Below are 16,507 nucleotides of genomic sequence, written 5' to 3' on the forward strand. Positions count from 1 at the left end.
ATGCCCGCACCGACGAAGGACGCGGTCCTCGGCTCGGCCGTCGACCTGGCCCGCGAGGTCGCGATCGAGCTCGCCGAGGACGCCTCTGACGTCGGGGAGTACCTCGGCCTGGTCGTCGAGGGCGAACGCCTGATCTCGCACCGTTTCGCCTCGACCGCCCGTGGCTACCGCGGCTGGGAGTGGACGGTCACCGTAGCGCGTGTCCCGCGAGGACGCACCGCGACGGTCTGTGAGGCCGAGCTCCTGCCCGGGCCCGACGCCGTGCTCGGCCAGGCCTGGTTGCCCTGGTCGGAGCGGATCCGGCCGGGCGACATCGGCCCCGGTGACGTGCTGCCGTTCCGTGCCCATGACCCCCGCCTCGAGCCGGGCTGGACGCCGTCCGGCGACCAGGAGCTGGACTCGGTCGCGATCGACGAGCTCGCGCTCGCCCGTGTCCGGGTGCTGTCGCCGCAGGGTCGCGACGAGGCCGCCGAGCGCTGGTACCGAGGCGCGCACGGTCCGACGAGCGCCGGTGCCGTGTCTTCCGCTGCGGCCTGCCACGGCTGCGGGTTCCTCGTTCCGCTGCAGGGTTCGCTAGGCACCGTGTTCGGGGTCTGCGCGAACGAGTGGTCGCCCGACGACGGCATGGTGGTCAGCCTCGACCACGGCTGCGGTGCGCACTCCGAGACCGACGCCGAGGCCGTGCCGACCGAGTGGCCGTCGCCGGACCCCGTCATCGACGAGCTGAAGCTCGAGCTGGTTCCCCCGGTGAGCCGCGCGGCCCAGGCCTCGACGCCTGAGCTCGCCGACGAGCCCATGGTGCCCGAGCCGGTGGCCGAGCTGGCGTCCGGTCACACAATCGTGGACGTCGTCGAGACCGCCGTGCCTGAGCCGGCGGAAGCGGTGGCGACGGGTGACGTGGATGTCGATGTCGATGTCGACGAGCCCGAGCCTGCGGTGGCGGCCAGTGACGTGCACGTTGATGTCGACGAGACGGCCGTGCCCGAGCCGGAGGCTGCGGTGGAGGCCGCGGATGCTGACGTCGTCGAGACCGTCGCATCGGATGTCACAGGCGACGACGCCGGTGACGCATCAGCCCAGGCCGAGGACCAGCCTGATGGCGGCGCCGACGAGATCGACGGCGCGACCTCACCCGAGTCGTGACCGCTGACGCCTTCGGCACGGCGGCCTTGCGGGCTGCGGTGCTGGGGGCGTGGCGCACCTCGCCCGCGCGGCTGCGGGAGGACGCCAACACCGAGGAGGACCACGCCCGGGGGTACTACCGCGACCGGGTAGTGGTCGAGCTCGCGCAGAACGCGGCGGACGCTGCGACACGCGCCGAGGTCCCGGGGCGGTTGCTGCTGCGGCTCGACCGCTCGGACGACGGCACGCTGGTGCTCGTCGCGGCCAACACCGGTGACCCGCTCGACGCGGACGGGGTGGCGTCGCTGTCGTCCATGCGGGCCTCGTCGAAGCGGGGCGACTCGCCGGCCGGTGCGCACGTGGTCGGTCGGTTCGGGGTCGGGTTCGCGGCCGTCCGGGCCGTGTCCGACGAGATTTCCCTGCTGTCGACCACCGGCGGCGTGCGCTTCTCGGCGCGCGATACCACGGGTCTGCTCGCCGAGGCGTCGGCCGACAACGCCGGGTTGGACGACGAGGTCCGCCGGCGCGACGGATCCCTGCCGGCGCTGCGCCTGCCGTTCCCCGCCACCGGTCGCCCGCCCGCCGGCTACGACACCGCGGTCGTGCTCGAGCTGCGGGACGAGGTCGCCGCCGACGAGGTCCGCGGCCTGCTCCGCGACGTCGGCGACCCCCTGCTCCTCGCGCTACCCGGGTTGGTCGAGATCTTGGTCGAGGACAACACCGCCGAGGCGCCCAACCGACGGATCGCCGACGTCCAGGATCGCTGGACGGTCCTGTCGGCAGAGGGTGAGCCTCGGGCTCGACCTGCTGGCCGACCGCCCGGTCGAGGAGCGCACCGCCCGCACCTGGCGCGTGACGTGGGCGGTACCTCGCCACCAGGTCGACTGGCTCCGGGTGGTCCACGCCCCGACCCCGACCGACGAACCCTGCACCGTCCCTGCGCTCCTCGTCGTGACCCTGCCCCTCGACCCCACCCGCCGGCACGTGGCGGCCGGGAGGCTCACCGACGCCGTCCTCGACCACGCCGCCGACGCGTACGCGCGGCTCGCGCACGAGCGAGCCCTGGCGGGCTCTACGGACGACGCTCTCGGGCTCGTTCCGATGGGGCTCGCGGCCGGTGCCCTCGACGGCGCGCTGCGTGAGCGGATCGTGGACCGGCTCGCGCGCACCCCTCTGCTCGTGCGCGCGTCGGCGTCGGGCGACGCGACCGGCACTCGGGAGAACGGCCCGGAGGCGAACGGCACGGTCACGAACGGCACGGATGTGAACGGCACGCGCGTCGACGGCCCGACCGTCGACCGCGCGCTCCTCGCGCCCGGTCGCGCGGTGATGCTCGCGGGGCCGGCCGGCCACCAGGTTCGGGCGGTCGAGGCACTCGGCCACCGGATCGCCGGGCTGGTCCTGGTGCCGGCCGGTCGGGAGGCACAGGCGCGCGTGCTGGGCGTCGAGGTCCGCGGGCTCGCGGACGTCGTCGAGGAGCTGCCCGCGGTCCCGGACGACAGCTGGGCGCCCCTGTACGACGCCCTGGCCCCGCTCGCGGACGACCCGCGCGACCGCGAGGCGATGGGTGCGCTGCCGGTGCCGCTGGCCGACGGTCGGGTGGTGCGCGGCGCGCGGGGCCTCGTCGTGCTCGACGCCGACGTCGCCGACGCCGTCGGGACGGAGGCGCTGCGCGAGCTGGCGCGTTGGGGCCTGCGCGTCGTGGACCCGCGGGCCGCGCATCGCTTGCTGGCCCGGCTCGGTGCCGACGCTCCCGACGTCCAGGGTCTGCTGCGACACCCCGCACTCCGGGCGGCCGTCCTCGAGCAGGCCGACGACGACGACCTCGAGCTCGCCGACGAGGTCACCGACGCCGTGCTCGCGGTCGTGCGAGCGGTCGTGCGGCATTCCACGCCCGATGCCGTGACGACGGGCGCGGCTGACCCGCGCCCTCGCCCGGCGGGCGCCCTGGCCGACGCCGCACCGTGGTTGGGCCTGGTGACGCTCGCGGCCGTCGACGGCGAGCCCACCCCCGCGCACGGCCTCGTCCTGCCGGGTGGTGCAGCCGCGGCGCTGCTCGACCCGCGGGTGCTCGCGCCGGTCGCCCTCGACGTGGTCGAGCGGTGGGGCGCGTCGACGCTCGTCGCCGTCGGCGTCCGTGACGACCTGGCCCTGGTCCGGCTGGCCGACGTGGTCGCCGAGCCCGCGGCCGTCGACCCGGACGGCACCGACGACGCGAGCCTGGCCGCGCAGTCCCTGGACGGCTGGCCCGAGTACCTCGAGCACCTGTCGGCCACCCTGGGAGCCGGTGACTACGTGGGTGACGCGGTGGCGGTGGCGGACCTCGACGCCGTCGACCCCGACCGCTGGCCCGAGCTGCTGGCGCTGCTGGCCGGCGAGCCGGGGCTGCGACGCGCGCTGCTGGAGCGCGTCCGCGGGGAACGTGGGTCGACCGCACCGTCGTACACGGCCTGGTGGTTGCGCGAGCGTGGACCCGACGAGCTGGGCGGGATCTTCGCCGCCGACGAGACGCGCACGATCCCGGGTGACCCGTTCTCCGCCGACCCGCTCTCACGCGACGACCCGTTCTCGAGCGACCCGTTCTCGCGCCCCACGGAGCGCGCCTCCACCGGCGTCGCGCTGCGCGGCGTGCTGCCGCCGGCACCGGGAGCTGCTGCGTGGTCTCGACCGCGCCGTCCAGGTGGCGCTCGGCGGAATCGCCGGTCTCGACGACCTCGGCCCGCAGGCGTGGGCCCGCCTCCTGGACGCGCTCGGCCCGGCGGGGACGGCCGTCGACCCCGCGGTCGCGGTCGCGCTGTGGCGCGGGATCTCCGCGACCGCGGTCCGCGTCGAGGAGTCGGGCGGTGGCGCCCGTCTCGGGGAGGCCGCCGAACGGCTCCCGGCGATCGTCGCGGCCGGCCGCGTGGCGATGGTGCACGCCGACGACGCGGCCGTCGCCGACCAGCCGATGTGGTGGCAGCGCACTGACGTCGCCGCGATGGTGCCGTCGACCCCGGCACGCGCCGAGGCCCTGGCGCGGCTGCTCGACGTCGCCACGGTCGCCGACCTCGCCGCGGGTCAGGTCGACCGGCCCGAGGAGGGGATCGAGACGCCTGTGCCCGCCGGGGTGGCCGCGGTCCTGCCGGGCGCGCCGGTGACCTGGGTCGAGCACGACGAGCTCGTCGTCGACGGCGCGCCGGTCGAGTGGTGGGTGACCGGGTCCGGCCCGGACGCCGTGGTCCGCACCGTGCACGTCGCGGGTCTGGCGGCCGGGCTCGCGCAGGCAGCGGGTCGCTGGTGGGCGCGCAGCGCGGTCGAGGCGGTGCTCGTCGCGCCGGAGCGTGCCGCCGACCTCGCCCTGGACGCGGCCCTCGAGGACTGACGCCGACCTCGCCCCCTGGACGCGGCCTGGAGGAGGACGGACGCCGCTTCCGCGACCCTCAGCGGCAACGACTCCCGACCGAGCCCCGCGCCCGACGGTCGACGCCAGAGCGGGCCCCGCGACGATCGACTGGTCGCCCTGCGCCCGAACGCCCCTGCGAGCCCCGACTACTCGGCGGCGGTCTCGGGAGCCTTGGAGGTCTGCGCGGCGGCGTCTGAGGTTGGCACGGTCGGCGGGTGGCGACGGGCCCACCGCGCGCCCAGGAGCCCCAGCACGATGCCGACCCCGCAGACCCACGCCGCGGTCCAGTCGATCGACCCGGTGGCCGCGAGCACGACGGTGACGACGAGTGCGACGGCCCACGCGAGCGTGCCGACGCGCATGACCCGGGCGAAGTTCACCGGCACGGGCGGCGGCGGCGTACGGCGGGGGTTCAACATCGACGAGCGTGACGACGGCACCGCACGAGGGTAGCCCGCCCGGACCGCGCTCAGGACAGGGACCTCGGCACCGCCCGAAGGGAGGCGTGTGCTCGAAGCCGGTTGCAATGACGCGGTCGACGTCGTCACTCCGGGACAGGGACCAATCGGGGATAGCGGCCTCTGTCACTCCTGCCCATCGGCGGTGACATAGACTGTGACTCGGCCTAGCAAGCGCTTCCCCGGTGAGTGATCCACGATCATCGCGCGGAGGTCGACGTTCGGTCGTCCCGCTAGCACCCGCCGCGACGTCGCGCGTGATCGTCGGCGGGCACACCCGGGAACGGGCCTTCCACGGGCGTGCATTGCTATCCGTACTGAGTTCGTCTGCTCCGACCGAAAGGCACCCGTCATGCACAGCGTCCGCTCGCAGTACGCGGTCGCCGCCGTCGCCGTGGTCGGTCCCGCACGCCTGCTCACGATGCGGTACGACCGCATGCTGCTCGACGTGGACCGCGCGGTCATCTCCTTCCAGGCCGGCGGGCGGGTCGACGGCACCCAGCACCTGGCGCACGCGCAGGAGATCGTCGCCGAGCTGATGGTGAGCATGCAGGAGGGCGCGTGGGACGGTGGCCCGCAGCTCATGTCGATCTACCGCCACCTGTTGACTGCGCTCATCGAGGCGGGCGTGACGGGGGACGTGGATCGGACGATCGCCTGCCGAGGCCTGATCCTCCCGCTCGCCGAGGCCTGGCACCAGGCGGTCGACCAGGCCGCTCCGGCCGCAGGCGTCGCCGCCGTCACGCCCACCCGTGAGTCCGTGATGAGCGCCCGGCTGCTCGGCGTCGGCTGAGGCCGCCCTGACATGACGACCGAGCGCCACGACGTCGTGCGGGGCGCGCGCCTGACCTCCGCGTGCGACGTGGCCGCGGTCGCCGCCAGGCACCGTCCCGTTCGACTCCAGAGCGCGCTCGGCGGACCGGCGTGCCGGGAATGTATCGGGGCCGGGCAAGGTTGACCGGGGCATGCGTCTTGACGAGATCCCGCTCACGACCTTGCACGGCGAACCCACGACGTTCGGCGCCTACGCCGACAAGGTCAAGCTCGTCGTCAACGTCGCCTCGCGGTGCGGCCTGGCGCCGCAGTACGAGAAGCTCGAGCAGCTGCAGAAGACCTATGGCGACCGTGGGTTCACGGTTCTGGGCTTCCCCAGCAACCAGTTCCTGCAGGGCCGGCTCCGAGGACGCCATCGCGGAGTACTGCTCGACCACCTGGGGCGTGACGTTCCCCATGTTCGCCAAGACCAAGGTCAACGGTCGGTCCCAGCACCCGCTCTACAAGGAGCTGACGAAGGCGCCGGACGCCGCCGGCAAGGCCGGGCGGATCACGTGGAACTTCGAGAAGTTCGTCGTCACGCCCGACGGCTCGGTCCACCGATTCCGCCCGAAGACCGAGCCGGACGCACCCGAGATCCTCGACGTCATCACCGCCGCGCTGCCGCAGTAGTTCCCGACGGCGTCGCCCAGCTCCTCCGAGCCCGGGCCTCGCTGCCGACACCCAAGGGAATGTCTGACCGCAGCAGTTCTTCTGAGGCCGCGGGCTCTGGCACACTGCCGCCCATGACGATGACCACCGAGCGCTCGACCAGCGCGATCGACCGGTACTTCAAGATCTCGGAGCGCGGCTCGACCGTCGCGACGGAGATCCGCGGCGGCCTGGTCACGTTCTTCACGATGAGCTACATCATCGTCCTGAACCCGCTGATCATCGGCACCGTGAAGTCCGGCGACGGGCAGTTCCTCGGCGGCGGAAGCACCCCGAACCTCGCGGCCGTCGCGGCGACCACCGCACTGGTCGCGGGGATCATGTCGATCCTCATGGGCGTCGTCGCCAACTTCCCGCTCGCCCTCGCCGCGGGGCTCGGTCTGAACGCGGTCGTCGCCTACTCGATCGCCGCCCTGCCGGGGATGTCGTGGCAGGACGCCATGGGCATCGTCGTCATCGAGGGCCTGGTCATCCTGCTGCTGGTGGCCACCGGTCTGCGTCAGGCCGTGTTCCGTGCGGTCCCCATGGAGCTCAAGACCGCCATCAGCGTCGGCATCGGTCTGTTCATCGCCTTCATCGGCCTGGTCGACTCCGGCTTCGTGCGCATCCCCGCCAGCCAGGCCACCCCGGTCGAGCTTCGGCATCGGCGGCTCGCTCGGCAAGCTGGCCGCTGCTCGTGTTCGTCGTCGGTCTGTTGATCGCCGTCATCCTCATGGTGCGCAAGGTCAACGGCGCCATCCTGATCGCCATCCTGTCCGCCACGGTCCTCGCCCTGATCGTCGAGGTGGTCGGCGACCTCGGCTCCAAGTCCGCCGACAACCCCGGCGGCTGGTCGCTCGCCATCCCGCACTGGCCGTCCGGCGGGATCGTCGCGACGCCCGACTTCTCGTTGGTCGGCCAGTTCTCGCTCTTCGGCGGCATCAGGTCCATCGGCGTCGTCGCCGTGATCCTGCTCGTCTTCTCGCTCGTGCTCGCCGACTTCTTCGACACGATGGGCACCATGGTCGCCGTCGGCGGCGAGGCCGGCCTGCTCGACAAGACCGGTACGCCGCCCAACGCTACGCGCATCCTCGTCGTCGACTCGATCGCCGCGGCCGCCGGCGGTGCGGGCAGCGTCTCGTCGAACACCGCGTACATCGAGTCCGCGTCGGGCGTCGGCGACGGTGCCCGGACCGGCCTCGCCTCCGTGGTCACGGGTCTGGCGTTCCTGCTGGCCACGTTCCTGTCGCCCCTGGTGAGCTGGTCCCCTTCGAGGCTGCGACCCCCGCGCTCGTCGTCGTCGGCTTCCTCATGGTCACGCAGATCAGCGGCATCAACTGGCGCAACTACGAGGTGGCCATCCCGGCGTTCCTCACCATCGTCCTGATGCCCTTCACCTACTCGATCACCGTCGGCATCGGCGCGGGCGTCATCATGTTCGTGGTCCTCAAGCTGGCCGTCGGCAAGTTCCGCGAGATCCACGCGTTCATGTGGATCACGTCGGCGTTGTTCGTCGTCTACTTCCTCCTGGGCCCGATCAAGACCTGGCTGGGCATCTAGCCCGACGCCCCCCCGGTGCGGCGTCCCCGCGCCTCGGCTACCGACGCACCAGCGACGTCAGGGACTCGACGGCGGGAAGGAGTTGGTCGAACGAGCGCTGGTACAGCGCCGTGTCGCCGCGGAAGGGATCGACGACGTCGTCGTCAGCGGGCCGAGAGGACGGCAGACCGCGCCGGCGCTCGGCCAGGGGGACCAGGGCGCGCAGCCGGTCGGCGGTCGTGGCGTTGGCGCCGGGGAGTGCGGCCGGGTCGACGTCGGCCGCGAGCCGGGCGAAGCTCGCGCAGGGTGAAGGTGTGACCGACCGCTCCAGGCACGAGCTCGACGATCGCCGACCGGTGCCTGCGGGTCATCGCCAGGACGAGGCCGGCGGACCGGACCATCGACGCCTCGAGCTGACGGCTGGCGAAACCGGACGGGTCGGCGCCGTGCTCGTCGACGACTCGGCCATCGCGCGAGTCATCGACCGTCCGACCAGAGCGCCCGTGCCGGCCGAGCCGATCTCGATCGCCGGCATCAGCGACCCCACCGCCGGACGCCCCTGGAACGCCGCGCCGAGCCGAGTGGACAGCAGGCGCTCGACGGCGGGGGACCGGCAGACGTTGCCTGTGCACACCACGAGGACGCGCAGCGGCGCAGCCTCGTCGGTGGGGTTCATGCGGCCATCATTCCTGGTCAGCGGTCCGCTGCCACGCCCTCTGACCCGATCGAGTGGCAAAGATCAGCCGGTGGAGGGGACGCGCCGCCGAGCCGTCCGCCACCTCACCAGGTGCAGTCCGAGCACGCCGAGCGCCGCCCCGAGGGTGTTGACGACGACGTCCTGCACGGTGGCGACCCTCGTCGGCAGAAGAAGCTGCGCCAGCTCGATCGCGGCGGACAGGCCGAACCCGAGCAGCACGACGAGCCACCGGCGCCGCACGAGCAGGCCGACGAGCACGCCGAACGGTACGAACATGACCACGTTCGCCCCGGCCTCGAGCCCCGCGTAGGTGAGCGGGATGCCCGTCCGGGACAACCAGGCGAGGACGGATCGGACCAGGTCGAACGTGCTGGACGGAGCGGGTGCGGGCCAGAGGGTCAGCCGCGCGACGAGCGCCAGGTAGACCACCAGGGCGGCGACGACGCGACGCCGGGTGGGAGGCTGGAGCACGTCAGGGACCGTAACAGGACGCGTTCACCCGTCCGGCGGCCTCGGAAGAGGATCACCCGACGAGGTCTGCGACCGTCCAGGTACATTCGTCGGAATCCACCACAAAGGGGCAATTCGTGCGACTTTCCGTCATCGGCTGCGGCTACCTCGGGGCCGTGCACGCCGCGAGCATGGCGCAGCTGGGTCATGACGTCGTCGGCATCGACGTCGACGCGCACAAGATCGACGCGCTGCGCGAGGGGCGCGCACCGTTCTACGAGCCGGGGCTGCCCGAGCTGCTCACGCAGGCGAGCGCGACCGGACGGCTGTCGTTCAGCACGGACATAGCCGACGCGGCCGGCGCCGACGTCCACTTCATCTGTGTCGGCACCCCGCAGGTGCACGGCGAGTTCCGCGCGGACCTGACCTACGTCAACGCCGCGGTCGAGGCCCTGCGCCCGCACCTACGGGCGGGCGACGTCGTCGCGGGCAAGTCGACCGTCCCGGTCGGCACCGCCGAGGCGATCGCGGAGGTCCTGGCCGACACGGGCGCGGTCCTCGTCTGGAACCCGGAGTTCCTGCGCGAGGGGTTCGCGGTCGAGGACACGCTGCACCCCGACCGCCTGGTCTACGGCTTGCCGACGAACGGCGATGGCGAGCCGACGCTCGAGGGCGTCAAGGCGCAGGCCGTGCTCGACGAGGTGTACGCGGCCCCTCTGGCGGAGGACACCCCGCTCGTCGTGACGGACTACGCGACGGCGCAGCTGGTCAAGGTGGCCGCCAACTCGTTCCTGGCGACCAAGATCTCCTTCATCAACGCGATGGCGAAGCCTGCGAGTCGACCGGGGCCGACGTCACGCGCCTGGCCGACGCGATCGGCTACGACGACCGCATCGGACGCCGGTTCCTGAACGCGGGCCTGGGCTTCGGCGGCGGTTGCCTGCCCAAGGACATCCGCGCGTTCATGGCCCGGGCCGGAGAAGCTCGGCGTCAGCGACGCCCTCGGGTTCCTGCGCGAGGTCGACTCGATCAACATGCGTCGACGGGTGCGGGTGGTGGACCTGGCCCGCGAGGTGTGCCACGGCTCGATCGTCGGCCGCCGCATCGCGGTCCTCGGGGCTGCGTTCAAGCCCGACTCCGACGATGTCCGCGACTCCCCGGCGTTGTCCGTGGCCGCCCAGATGCAGCTGCAGGGTGCCCACGTCACCGTGACGGACCCGCAGGCCATCGCCAACGCACGCGCCAAGTGGCCCGACCTGCACTTCGCCGACACCGCGCTGGGGGCCGCAGCGGGGGCGGATGTCGTCCTGCTCGCCACCGAGTGGGCGGAGTACCGCGCGCTCGACCCGCACGAGCTCGGCCAGGTGGTTGCCCACCGGCGCATGCTCGACGGGCGCAACGTGCTCGCGCCCGCGCAGTGGCGCGCGGCCGGCTGGACGTACCGGGCCCTCGGTCGCCCCTGACGACCCCGTCGCTACCCGGGCGACGGATTCGTCGCGACGAGACTCGCGCGCACGGTTCGTCGCGACGAACCGTCCGGTCGAACAGAGGCTGGGCGTCTACGATTGTCGTTACGCAAGGTAATGACGTATGCTAACGACCATGCCTTCGACCACGCCCGACCCGACCGGCGACCTGCGCATCGCCATCGGTCAGGCGTCGCGCCGGATCCGGGCCGAACGCGGTGGCGCCGGCCTGGCCGACCCGCAGTACACGGTCCTGCTCTGGCTGAACAAGAAGGGTCCGCTCACCCCCGGCGAGCTGGCCGAGCTGGAGCGCGTCCAGCCGCCGTCGATGACGCGCACCGTCAACTGTCTGACCGACCTCGGCCTGGTCTCGAAGGCGCCGCACCCGACCGACGGCCGCCAGGTCGTGGTCACGCTGACCGAGAGCGGTACGGCCGAGGTCGAGGAGACCCGCCGCCGCCGCAACACGTGGCTGGCCGGCCAGCTCGACGCCATGACACCCCACGAGCGCCAGGTCCTGACCGACGCCACCGTCTGCGGAGGATCGCCCAGGCATGAGTCCCACGTTCTCCTCGCTGCAGTTCCGCAACTACCGTCTCTGGTTCGCCGGGGCGCTGGTGGCGAACATCGGTACCTGGATGCAGCGGGTCGCGCAGGACTGGCTCGTGCTCACGCAGCTCTCCGACGAGTCGGGCGTCGCGGTCGGCATCACGACGGCGCTGCAGTTCGCGCCGGTGCTCGTCCTGTCGCCGTGGGCCGGGCTGCTCGCGGACCGGGTGGACCGCCGCAAGCTGCTGATGGCCACCCAGTTCGCGCAGGGCGTCCTCGCCGCCGGCCTCGGCCTGCTCGTTATGTCAGGGGACGCGCAGCTCTGGCAGGTGTACCTGTTCGCCCTGACGCTCGGCTGCGTCACGGCGATCGACGGGCCGGTCCGGCAGACGTTCGTCGCCGAGCTCGTCCCGCCGGCCAAGCTGTCCAACGCGGTCGGCCTGAACAGTGCCTCGTTCAACGCGGCACGGCTGATCGGCCCGGGCGTGGCCGGTCTGCTGATCGCGGCGGTGGGCACCGGCTGGGTGTTCCTCATCAACGCGGCGACGTTCGCGGCGACGATCTTCGCGCTCACGGCGATGCGCACCGCGGACCTGCGGCCCATGCCGACGGTGGTACGCGCCAAGGGCCAGCTGCGCGAGGGCATCGCGTACGTGCGCGGGCGTAGCGACATCCTCGTGATCATGGTGGTCGTCGGCGTCGTGTCCACGTTCGGCCTGAACTTCCAGCTGACCAGCGCCATGATGGCCCGCACCGTGTTCGACCGAGGTGCGGGGGAGTACGGGATCCTCGGGTCCGTGCTGGCGATCGGCTCCCTGACCGGCGCCCTGCTGGCGGCCCGCCGCGAGCGGCCACGGGTGCGGCTGGTGATCGGCTCGGCGTTCGGGTTCGGCATCGCCACCGGCGTCATGGCCCTCATGCCCACGTACCCCTCCTACGTGGTGGCGTGCATCCCCGTGGGCCTGGCCAGCCTGACGATGATGACGGCGGCCAACTCGACCATCCAGATGACGACCGACCCCGCTGTACGAGGGCGCGTGATGGCGTTGTACATGATGGTCTTCCTCGGTGCGACGCCCATCGGCTCCCCGATCGTCGGCTGGATCGGCCAGGCGTTCGGCCCGCGCTGGGCGATCGGGATCGGCTCGATCACCGCGCTGCTCGTGGCGACAGGCGCCGCCCTGTGGGCGCGATGGAAGTGGGACGTGCGTGTCCGCTACAGCGTCCGGACGCGGCCGCACCTCGAGGTCGTGAGCCCCCGCGCCGACGCCGCCGCACGGCTCGGCGCGCAGGAGGCCGCGGACCAGCAGGCGGCAGCCTGAGAGTCCGGCCCGGGTTCACCCGCGGCGCGCGGGTGAACCGGCCGCGCGCGTGCCCGACCGGAATGTCCGACATGTCAGGATCGGGTGGTGAGTGCCGATGTCGACGAGCCGCGGGTGCCCGTGGTCGTCGTGCCCGACGACGGTCCGCCGCCTGCGACCGACCGGCACCGGCACGGCCGGCGCACGCGGCGCGTCCTGCTGAGCATCGCGGCGCTCCTCGGCGTGGTCCTCCTCGCCGGCTGCTGGGTCGCCTTCCGGGGCTATCAGGCGGGCAGGGCGCTGTTCGCCGCGAAGGACGTGGTCCAGCAGGTGCAGACCGACGTCCGCGACGGAAACACGGAAGCGATCAAGGCGCGACTGCCGGAGGTCCAGGCCCAGCTCGGTACAGCCAGCAGCGCCACCAGCGACCCGGTATGGCGGCTCGCCGAGCACGTACCGGGCATCGGACCGCAGCTGCACGCCGTGCGGGTGGTGTCGGTCTCGCTGGCCGACCTGGCCCACGACGCTCTGCCGGCCGTAGGACAGATCGACGCCGTGCTGCACGCGCAGGAGGCCCCGGGAACGGACGGTCGCATCGACCTGGCGCCGTTGGTGGCCGCGGCCCCGGACATCGTCGACGCCGCCTCCGCCGCCCACCGGGCACAGGACGCGATCGGCGCGCTCGACACCGCCCGGCTCGTGCCTCGACTCGCCGCTCCGGTGTCCGCAGCTGCAGGGCGACTTCGGTCAGGTCGTCGACTCCCTCGACGTCGGCGCGCAGATGGCGACGCTCATGCCGAGCATGCTCGGCGCGGACGGCCCGCGCACGTACCTGCTGGTCTCGCTCAACTCGGCCGAGCTGCGCAGTGCCGGCGGCATCGTCGGGGCGTTCGCGGTCCTGCAGGCGAACGACGGCGCCGTCGACCTCGTCTCCCAGGCGACCACCGCGGACCTGCCCGGCATCGCCGAGCCGATCCTGCCGCTCACGCCGGAGGAGCTGCAGGTGGACACGCCCCGACTGGGCCGATGGGTGCAGGACGCGGTGCTGACCCCGGACTTCCCGCGCAGCGCGCAGCTGCTCGCCGCGCGCTGGGAGCGCGACATGGGCCAGCACGTGGACGGCGTCATCGCGACGGACCCGGTGGCGGTGTCCTACCTGCTCGGCGCGACGGGCCCGGTCGCGCTGCCGGACGGGTCGACGATCGACGCCTCGAACGTGCTGCAGGTGCTGCTGCGGGACACCTACCTGAAGGTCGGCGACGACGGGGCGGCCGGCGACGCGTTCTACACCAGCGTCGCCGCCACGATCTTCCGTGCCGTCGGCGGCGGCCAGGGGAGCTCGCGCGACGTCGTCGACGCGCTCACCCGCGCGGGCTCCGAGGACCGGCTGCGGGTCTGGTCGGCCCATCCGCCGGAGCAGGCGAGGCTGGCCGCGACGAGCGTCGGTGCCGCGTTCCTCACCGGACCGTTCCCGGATGCCGCCGGTGTCTTCCTCAACGACGGCACCGCGGGCAAGCTCGACTACTACCTGACGTCCAAGGTGACCGTCGAGGACCTCGTGTGCACGGGCCCGACGCCCACGGCGACGGTCCGGCTGGACCTCGACTACGCCCCGCCCGCAGACGTCGGCACGTTCCCGAAGTACGTGACCGGCTGGTCCGGTACGGCCCTGCCGGTCGGCTGGCTCGCCACGAACGTCACGGCCTACTCCCCGGTCGGGGCCCCGCTCGACGCCGTGCGGAAGGACGACGGGTACGTCTTCGGGGAACCGGCGACCATCGCGGGACGCAACGCGCAGGTGGTGACCTCCTGGCTGGCCCCGGGTGCGCACGAGACCTACCGGTTCCAGGTACCGGTTCGCGACGGGACCGTCTCGGTGTGGACCACGCCGACGATCACGTCGCCCGGCAAGGTCGTCGCGACCTGCGGCTGAGCGGCTTCCCCTGGACGGCCCGCGCGGCGCGGGGCAGAGACGAACGTCACCCGTTGGAAGTCCGAAATCACCCGTTTCGCCCCTGTGTATACCGATCTGCGCAGTGAATGATGGGAACCGAATTGTCCGATTTGCCAGCCGACAGGGGCGAAACCATGGTCAGGCTCGTCAGGGGCGCGGTCGCCGCGTTCCTCGCCATCTTCGTCGCCGTCGTCTGCGCGGTGCCGTCCTCGGCGACCGATGTGGCCCCCACCCAGGCGGCGACGGTCTCGCCGTACGGGTGCCTCGGCGCCGTCGACGCCTACGGCGCCCCGTTGGCGTGCCAGCTCGCGGTGCACGTCATCACGCCGATCTGCGACAAGGACGTGCCCAAGCTCAAGTACGACATCCAGGCCGTCGGCTCGCCGAACACGGTTGTCAAGATCACATTCCTGAACCCGAGCGGCCCCAACGTGGTCTACGCGGACCAGCCGCTGTCCGGAACGGTGCTGTGGCCCGGAGCCGTGGTCGGTCCGGACGGTCGCGGAGCGGACTGGCCGGGCTGGCGCAGCTGGCCGACGGTTCCTGGGTCCAGGGTGACGAGTTCGACTGGGTGCGGCCCGACGTGAAGGTCCTCTTCCAGGTCAACCCGGAGGCCACGGTCACCGTCGCCTACCCGCCGTCCAGCCCGACCTGCGCGACCAACCCGCCGACGACCGAGGTGCTCGCCGAGGGCGACGTCACCCCCGTGTCGAACGTGCACCACGACCCGACCGCCGCCGTGCTGTCGGCCACCGGTAGCAACGACGCCCCGCTGCTGTTCGCCGCGCTCGGGTTCGTCGTGATCGGTGGAGCAGCCGTCACGCTCGTCGCGATCGCTCGCCGGCGCAAGGGCCAGGACGCCTGACCCGCTCGCGCTGCACAGCCTGACGCCCGCCCCTGTCCGCAGGGGCGGGCGTCGTCGTCCGTGCTCAGAGCAGCTGGTCGACCACGTGGTCGATGCACGCCGTGAGCGCCAGGACGTCGTCCGGGTCAACGGCGGGGTACATCGCGACGCGCAGCTGGTCGCGACCGAGCTGCGGTAGGGCTCGACGTCGACCACGCCGTGCGCACGCAGGATCTTGGCCACCGTCGGCGCCTCGATCGACGCGGCGAGGTCGATCGTGCCGACGACGTTCGACCGGATCGAGGGATCGGCGACGAACGGGGTGGCCCAGTCGCGCGCCTCGGCCCACCCGTACAGGTGCCCCGCCGAGGTCGCGGTCCGCTCGGCAGCCCACGGCAGGCCGCCGTTCCCGAGGATCCAGTCCAGCTGCTCGGCCAGGAGCACCAGCGTCGCGATGGCCGGCGTGTTCAGGGTCTGGTCGAGGCGCGAGTTGGCGAGAGCGGTCGTGAACGACAAGAACTCCGGCACCCAGCGGTCCCCCGACTCGATGCGCGCAGCCCGGTCGATCGCCGCGGGCGAGGCGGCCGCGATCCAGAGCCCGCCGTCCGAGGCGAACGACTTCTGCGGCGCGAAGTAGTAGACGTCGGTCTGGCCGACGTCGACCGACAGGCCACCGGCCGCGGACGTGCCGTCGACGAGCACCAGCCCACCCTGCTCCCGCGAGCCGGGCACGCGTCGCACGGGCGCGACCACGCCGGTCGAGGTCTCGTTGTGCGGCCACGCGTAGGTGTCGGCGCCGTCGACGAACGCCGGTACGGACACCTCGCCCGGCGGGACGGCGCTCACCACGGGTTCCGCGAGGAAGGGTGCTCGAGCGGCCGCCGCCGCGAACTTGGCGCCGAACTCACCGAACGTCCCGAACGCCGCGACGTCGTCGACGAGGCACAGGGTGGCGACGTCCCAGAACGCCGACGAGCCGCCGTTGCCGAGCACGATCTCGTAGTCGGCGGGCAGGTCGAGCAGTGCGGCCAGGCCGGCGCGCACGCGACCGACCAGGGCACGTACGGGCGCCTGCCGGTGCGACGTCCCCATGAGCGCCGCGGACGAGCCGACCAACGCCTCGAGCTGCGCGGCGCGGACCTTGGACGGTCCGGAGCCGAAGCGGCCGTCGGCGGGCAGCAGGTGAGCGGGGATGGTGATCGCTGATGCGGCAGCGGTGTGGTCGTCGGGCACGAGGCGAGGATAGGCGGTCGGGGCCCCGCAGTGTCGGCTGGACCAACT

Annotated in this window: 12 protein-coding genes and 5 pseudogenes; 12 read left to right on the forward strand and 5 right to left on the reverse strand. The window is 72.7% G+C overall.

The genetic code is table 11. The features are described 5' to 3' along the window. From AC38ZX_RS02755 to AC38ZX_RS02765, 3 genes are all read left to right on the forward strand, one after another. Window positions 1–1,143, forward strand: a complete 1,143-nt coding sequence (locus AC38ZX_RS02755) for a DUF3027 domain-containing protein (protein ID WP_491296254.1) — start codon at window positions 1–3, stop codon at window positions 1,141–1,143. Next, entirely contained in the window at window positions 1,140–2,264 is a 1,125-nt protein-coding gene (locus AC38ZX_RS02760; protein WP_491296255.1) for a sacsin N-terminal ATP-binding-like domain-containing protein, read from the forward strand. The genes AC38ZX_RS02755 and AC38ZX_RS02760 overlap by 4 nt, the downstream gene beginning before the upstream one ends. Before the next feature lie 1,766 nt (window positions 2,265–4,030). Then, entirely contained in the window at window positions 4,031–4,483 is a 453-nt protein-coding gene (locus AC38ZX_RS02765; RefSeq protein ID WP_491296256.1) for a hypothetical protein, read from the forward strand. A 167-nt stretch (window positions 4,484–4,650) separates the two neighbouring features. Here the strand turns inward: AC38ZX_RS02765 and AC38ZX_RS02770 are convergent, their stop codons facing one another. Beyond that, the gene (locus tag AC38ZX_RS02770) at window positions 4,651–4,866 is read right to left on the reverse strand and encodes a DUF2530 domain-containing protein (RefSeq protein WP_491296257.1); all 216 of its coding nucleotides are present in this window, start codon (window positions 4,864–4,866) and stop codon (window positions 4,651–4,653) included. Window positions 4,867–5,314: 448 nt separating this feature from the next. Here AC38ZX_RS02770 and AC38ZX_RS02775 point away from each other — a divergent pair, with 448 nt between their 5' ends. The 3 genes and pseudogenes from AC38ZX_RS02775 to AC38ZX_RS02785 all read left to right on the forward strand — a co-directional run bounded on the left by AC38ZX_RS02775 (window position 5,315) and on the right by AC38ZX_RS02785 (window position 7,986). Continuing rightward, window positions 5,315–5,755: a flagellar export chaperone FliS gene (locus tag AC38ZX_RS02775; protein WP_491296258.1), complete on the forward strand. Its 441-nt coding sequence runs from the start codon at window positions 5,315–5,317 to the stop codon at window positions 5,753–5,755. Window positions 5,756–5,927: 172 nt separating this feature from the next. Beyond that, a pseudogene (locus tag AC38ZX_RS02780) lies at window positions 5,928–6,408 on the forward strand (glutathione peroxidase). A 113-nt stretch (window positions 6,409–6,521) separates the two neighbouring features. Next, a pseudogene (locus AC38ZX_RS02785) lies at window positions 6,522–7,986 on the forward strand (NCS2 family permease). Between the two features lie 346 nt (window positions 7,987–8,332). Here the strand turns inward: AC38ZX_RS02785 and AC38ZX_RS02790 are convergent. Both AC38ZX_RS02790 and AC38ZX_RS02795 read right to left on the reverse strand, forming a co-directional pair. Continuing rightward, window positions 8,333–8,641: an arsenate reductase/protein-tyrosine-phosphatase family protein gene (locus AC38ZX_RS02790; protein WP_491296259.1), complete on the reverse strand. Its 309-nt coding sequence runs from the start codon at window positions 8,639–8,641 to the stop codon at window positions 8,333–8,335. Window positions 8,642–8,704: 63 nt separating this feature from the next. Continuing rightward, complete coding sequence (locus AC38ZX_RS02795; RefSeq protein ID WP_491296260.1) at window positions 8,705–9,133, reverse strand: VanZ family protein; 429 nt, start codon at window positions 9,131–9,133, stop codon at window positions 8,705–8,707. 116 nt (window positions 9,134–9,249) lie between these two features. Between AC38ZX_RS02795 and AC38ZX_RS02800 the strand changes: the two are divergent. The 3 genes and pseudogenes from AC38ZX_RS02800 (at window position 9,250) to AC38ZX_RS02810 (ending at window position 12,449) form a co-directional block, all read left to right on the forward strand. Then, window positions 9,250–10,575: pseudogene (locus AC38ZX_RS02800) on the forward strand (UDP-glucose dehydrogenase family protein). 139 nt (window positions 10,576–10,714) lie between these two features. Then, window positions 10,715–10,924: pseudogene (locus AC38ZX_RS02805) on the forward strand (MarR family winged helix-turn-helix transcriptional regulator); the annotation flags it as partial. A gap of 208 nt (window positions 10,925–11,132) precedes the next feature. Beyond that, window positions 11,133–12,449: an MFS transporter gene (locus AC38ZX_RS02810; RefSeq protein ID WP_491296261.1), complete on the forward strand. Its 1,317-nt coding sequence runs from the start codon at window positions 11,133–11,135 to the stop codon at window positions 12,447–12,449. Between the two features lie 15 nt (window positions 12,450–12,464). Here AC38ZX_RS02810 and AC38ZX_RS02815 read toward each other — a convergent pair whose 3' ends face one another. Next, entirely contained in the window at window positions 12,465–12,908 is a 444-nt protein-coding gene (locus AC38ZX_RS02815) for a hypothetical protein (RefSeq protein WP_491296262.1), read from the reverse strand. Between the two features lie 301 nt (window positions 12,909–13,209). Between AC38ZX_RS02815 and AC38ZX_RS02820 the strand changes: the two genes are divergently transcribed. From AC38ZX_RS02820 to AC38ZX_RS02830, 3 genes are all read left to right on the forward strand, one after another. After that, a complete protein-coding gene (locus AC38ZX_RS02820; protein ID WP_491296263.1) occupies window positions 13,210–14,361 on the forward strand; it encodes a DUF4012 domain-containing protein in 1,152 nt (383 codons plus the stop codon). 155 nt (window positions 14,362–14,516) lie between these two features. Beyond that, window positions 14,517–14,969 (forward strand): hypothetical protein, encoded by a 453-nt coding sequence (locus tag AC38ZX_RS02825; RefSeq protein WP_491296264.1) that lies wholly within the window; start codon window positions 14,517–14,519, stop codon window positions 14,967–14,969. Further along, on the forward strand, window positions 14,966–15,247 hold the full coding sequence (locus tag AC38ZX_RS02830) for a hypothetical protein (RefSeq protein WP_491296265.1): 282 nt from the start codon (window positions 14,966–14,968) through the stop codon (window positions 15,245–15,247). Before AC38ZX_RS02825 ends, AC38ZX_RS02830 begins: the two co-directional genes overlap by 4 nt. Before the next feature lie 64 nt (window positions 15,248–15,311). Here AC38ZX_RS02830 and serC read toward each other — a convergent pair. Next, window positions 15,312–16,459: pseudogene (serC, locus tag AC38ZX_RS02835) on the reverse strand (phosphoserine transaminase). Window positions 16,460–16,507: the final 48 nt, after the last annotated feature.

This window comes from Cellulomonas sp. McL0606 (assembly GCF_058248365.1).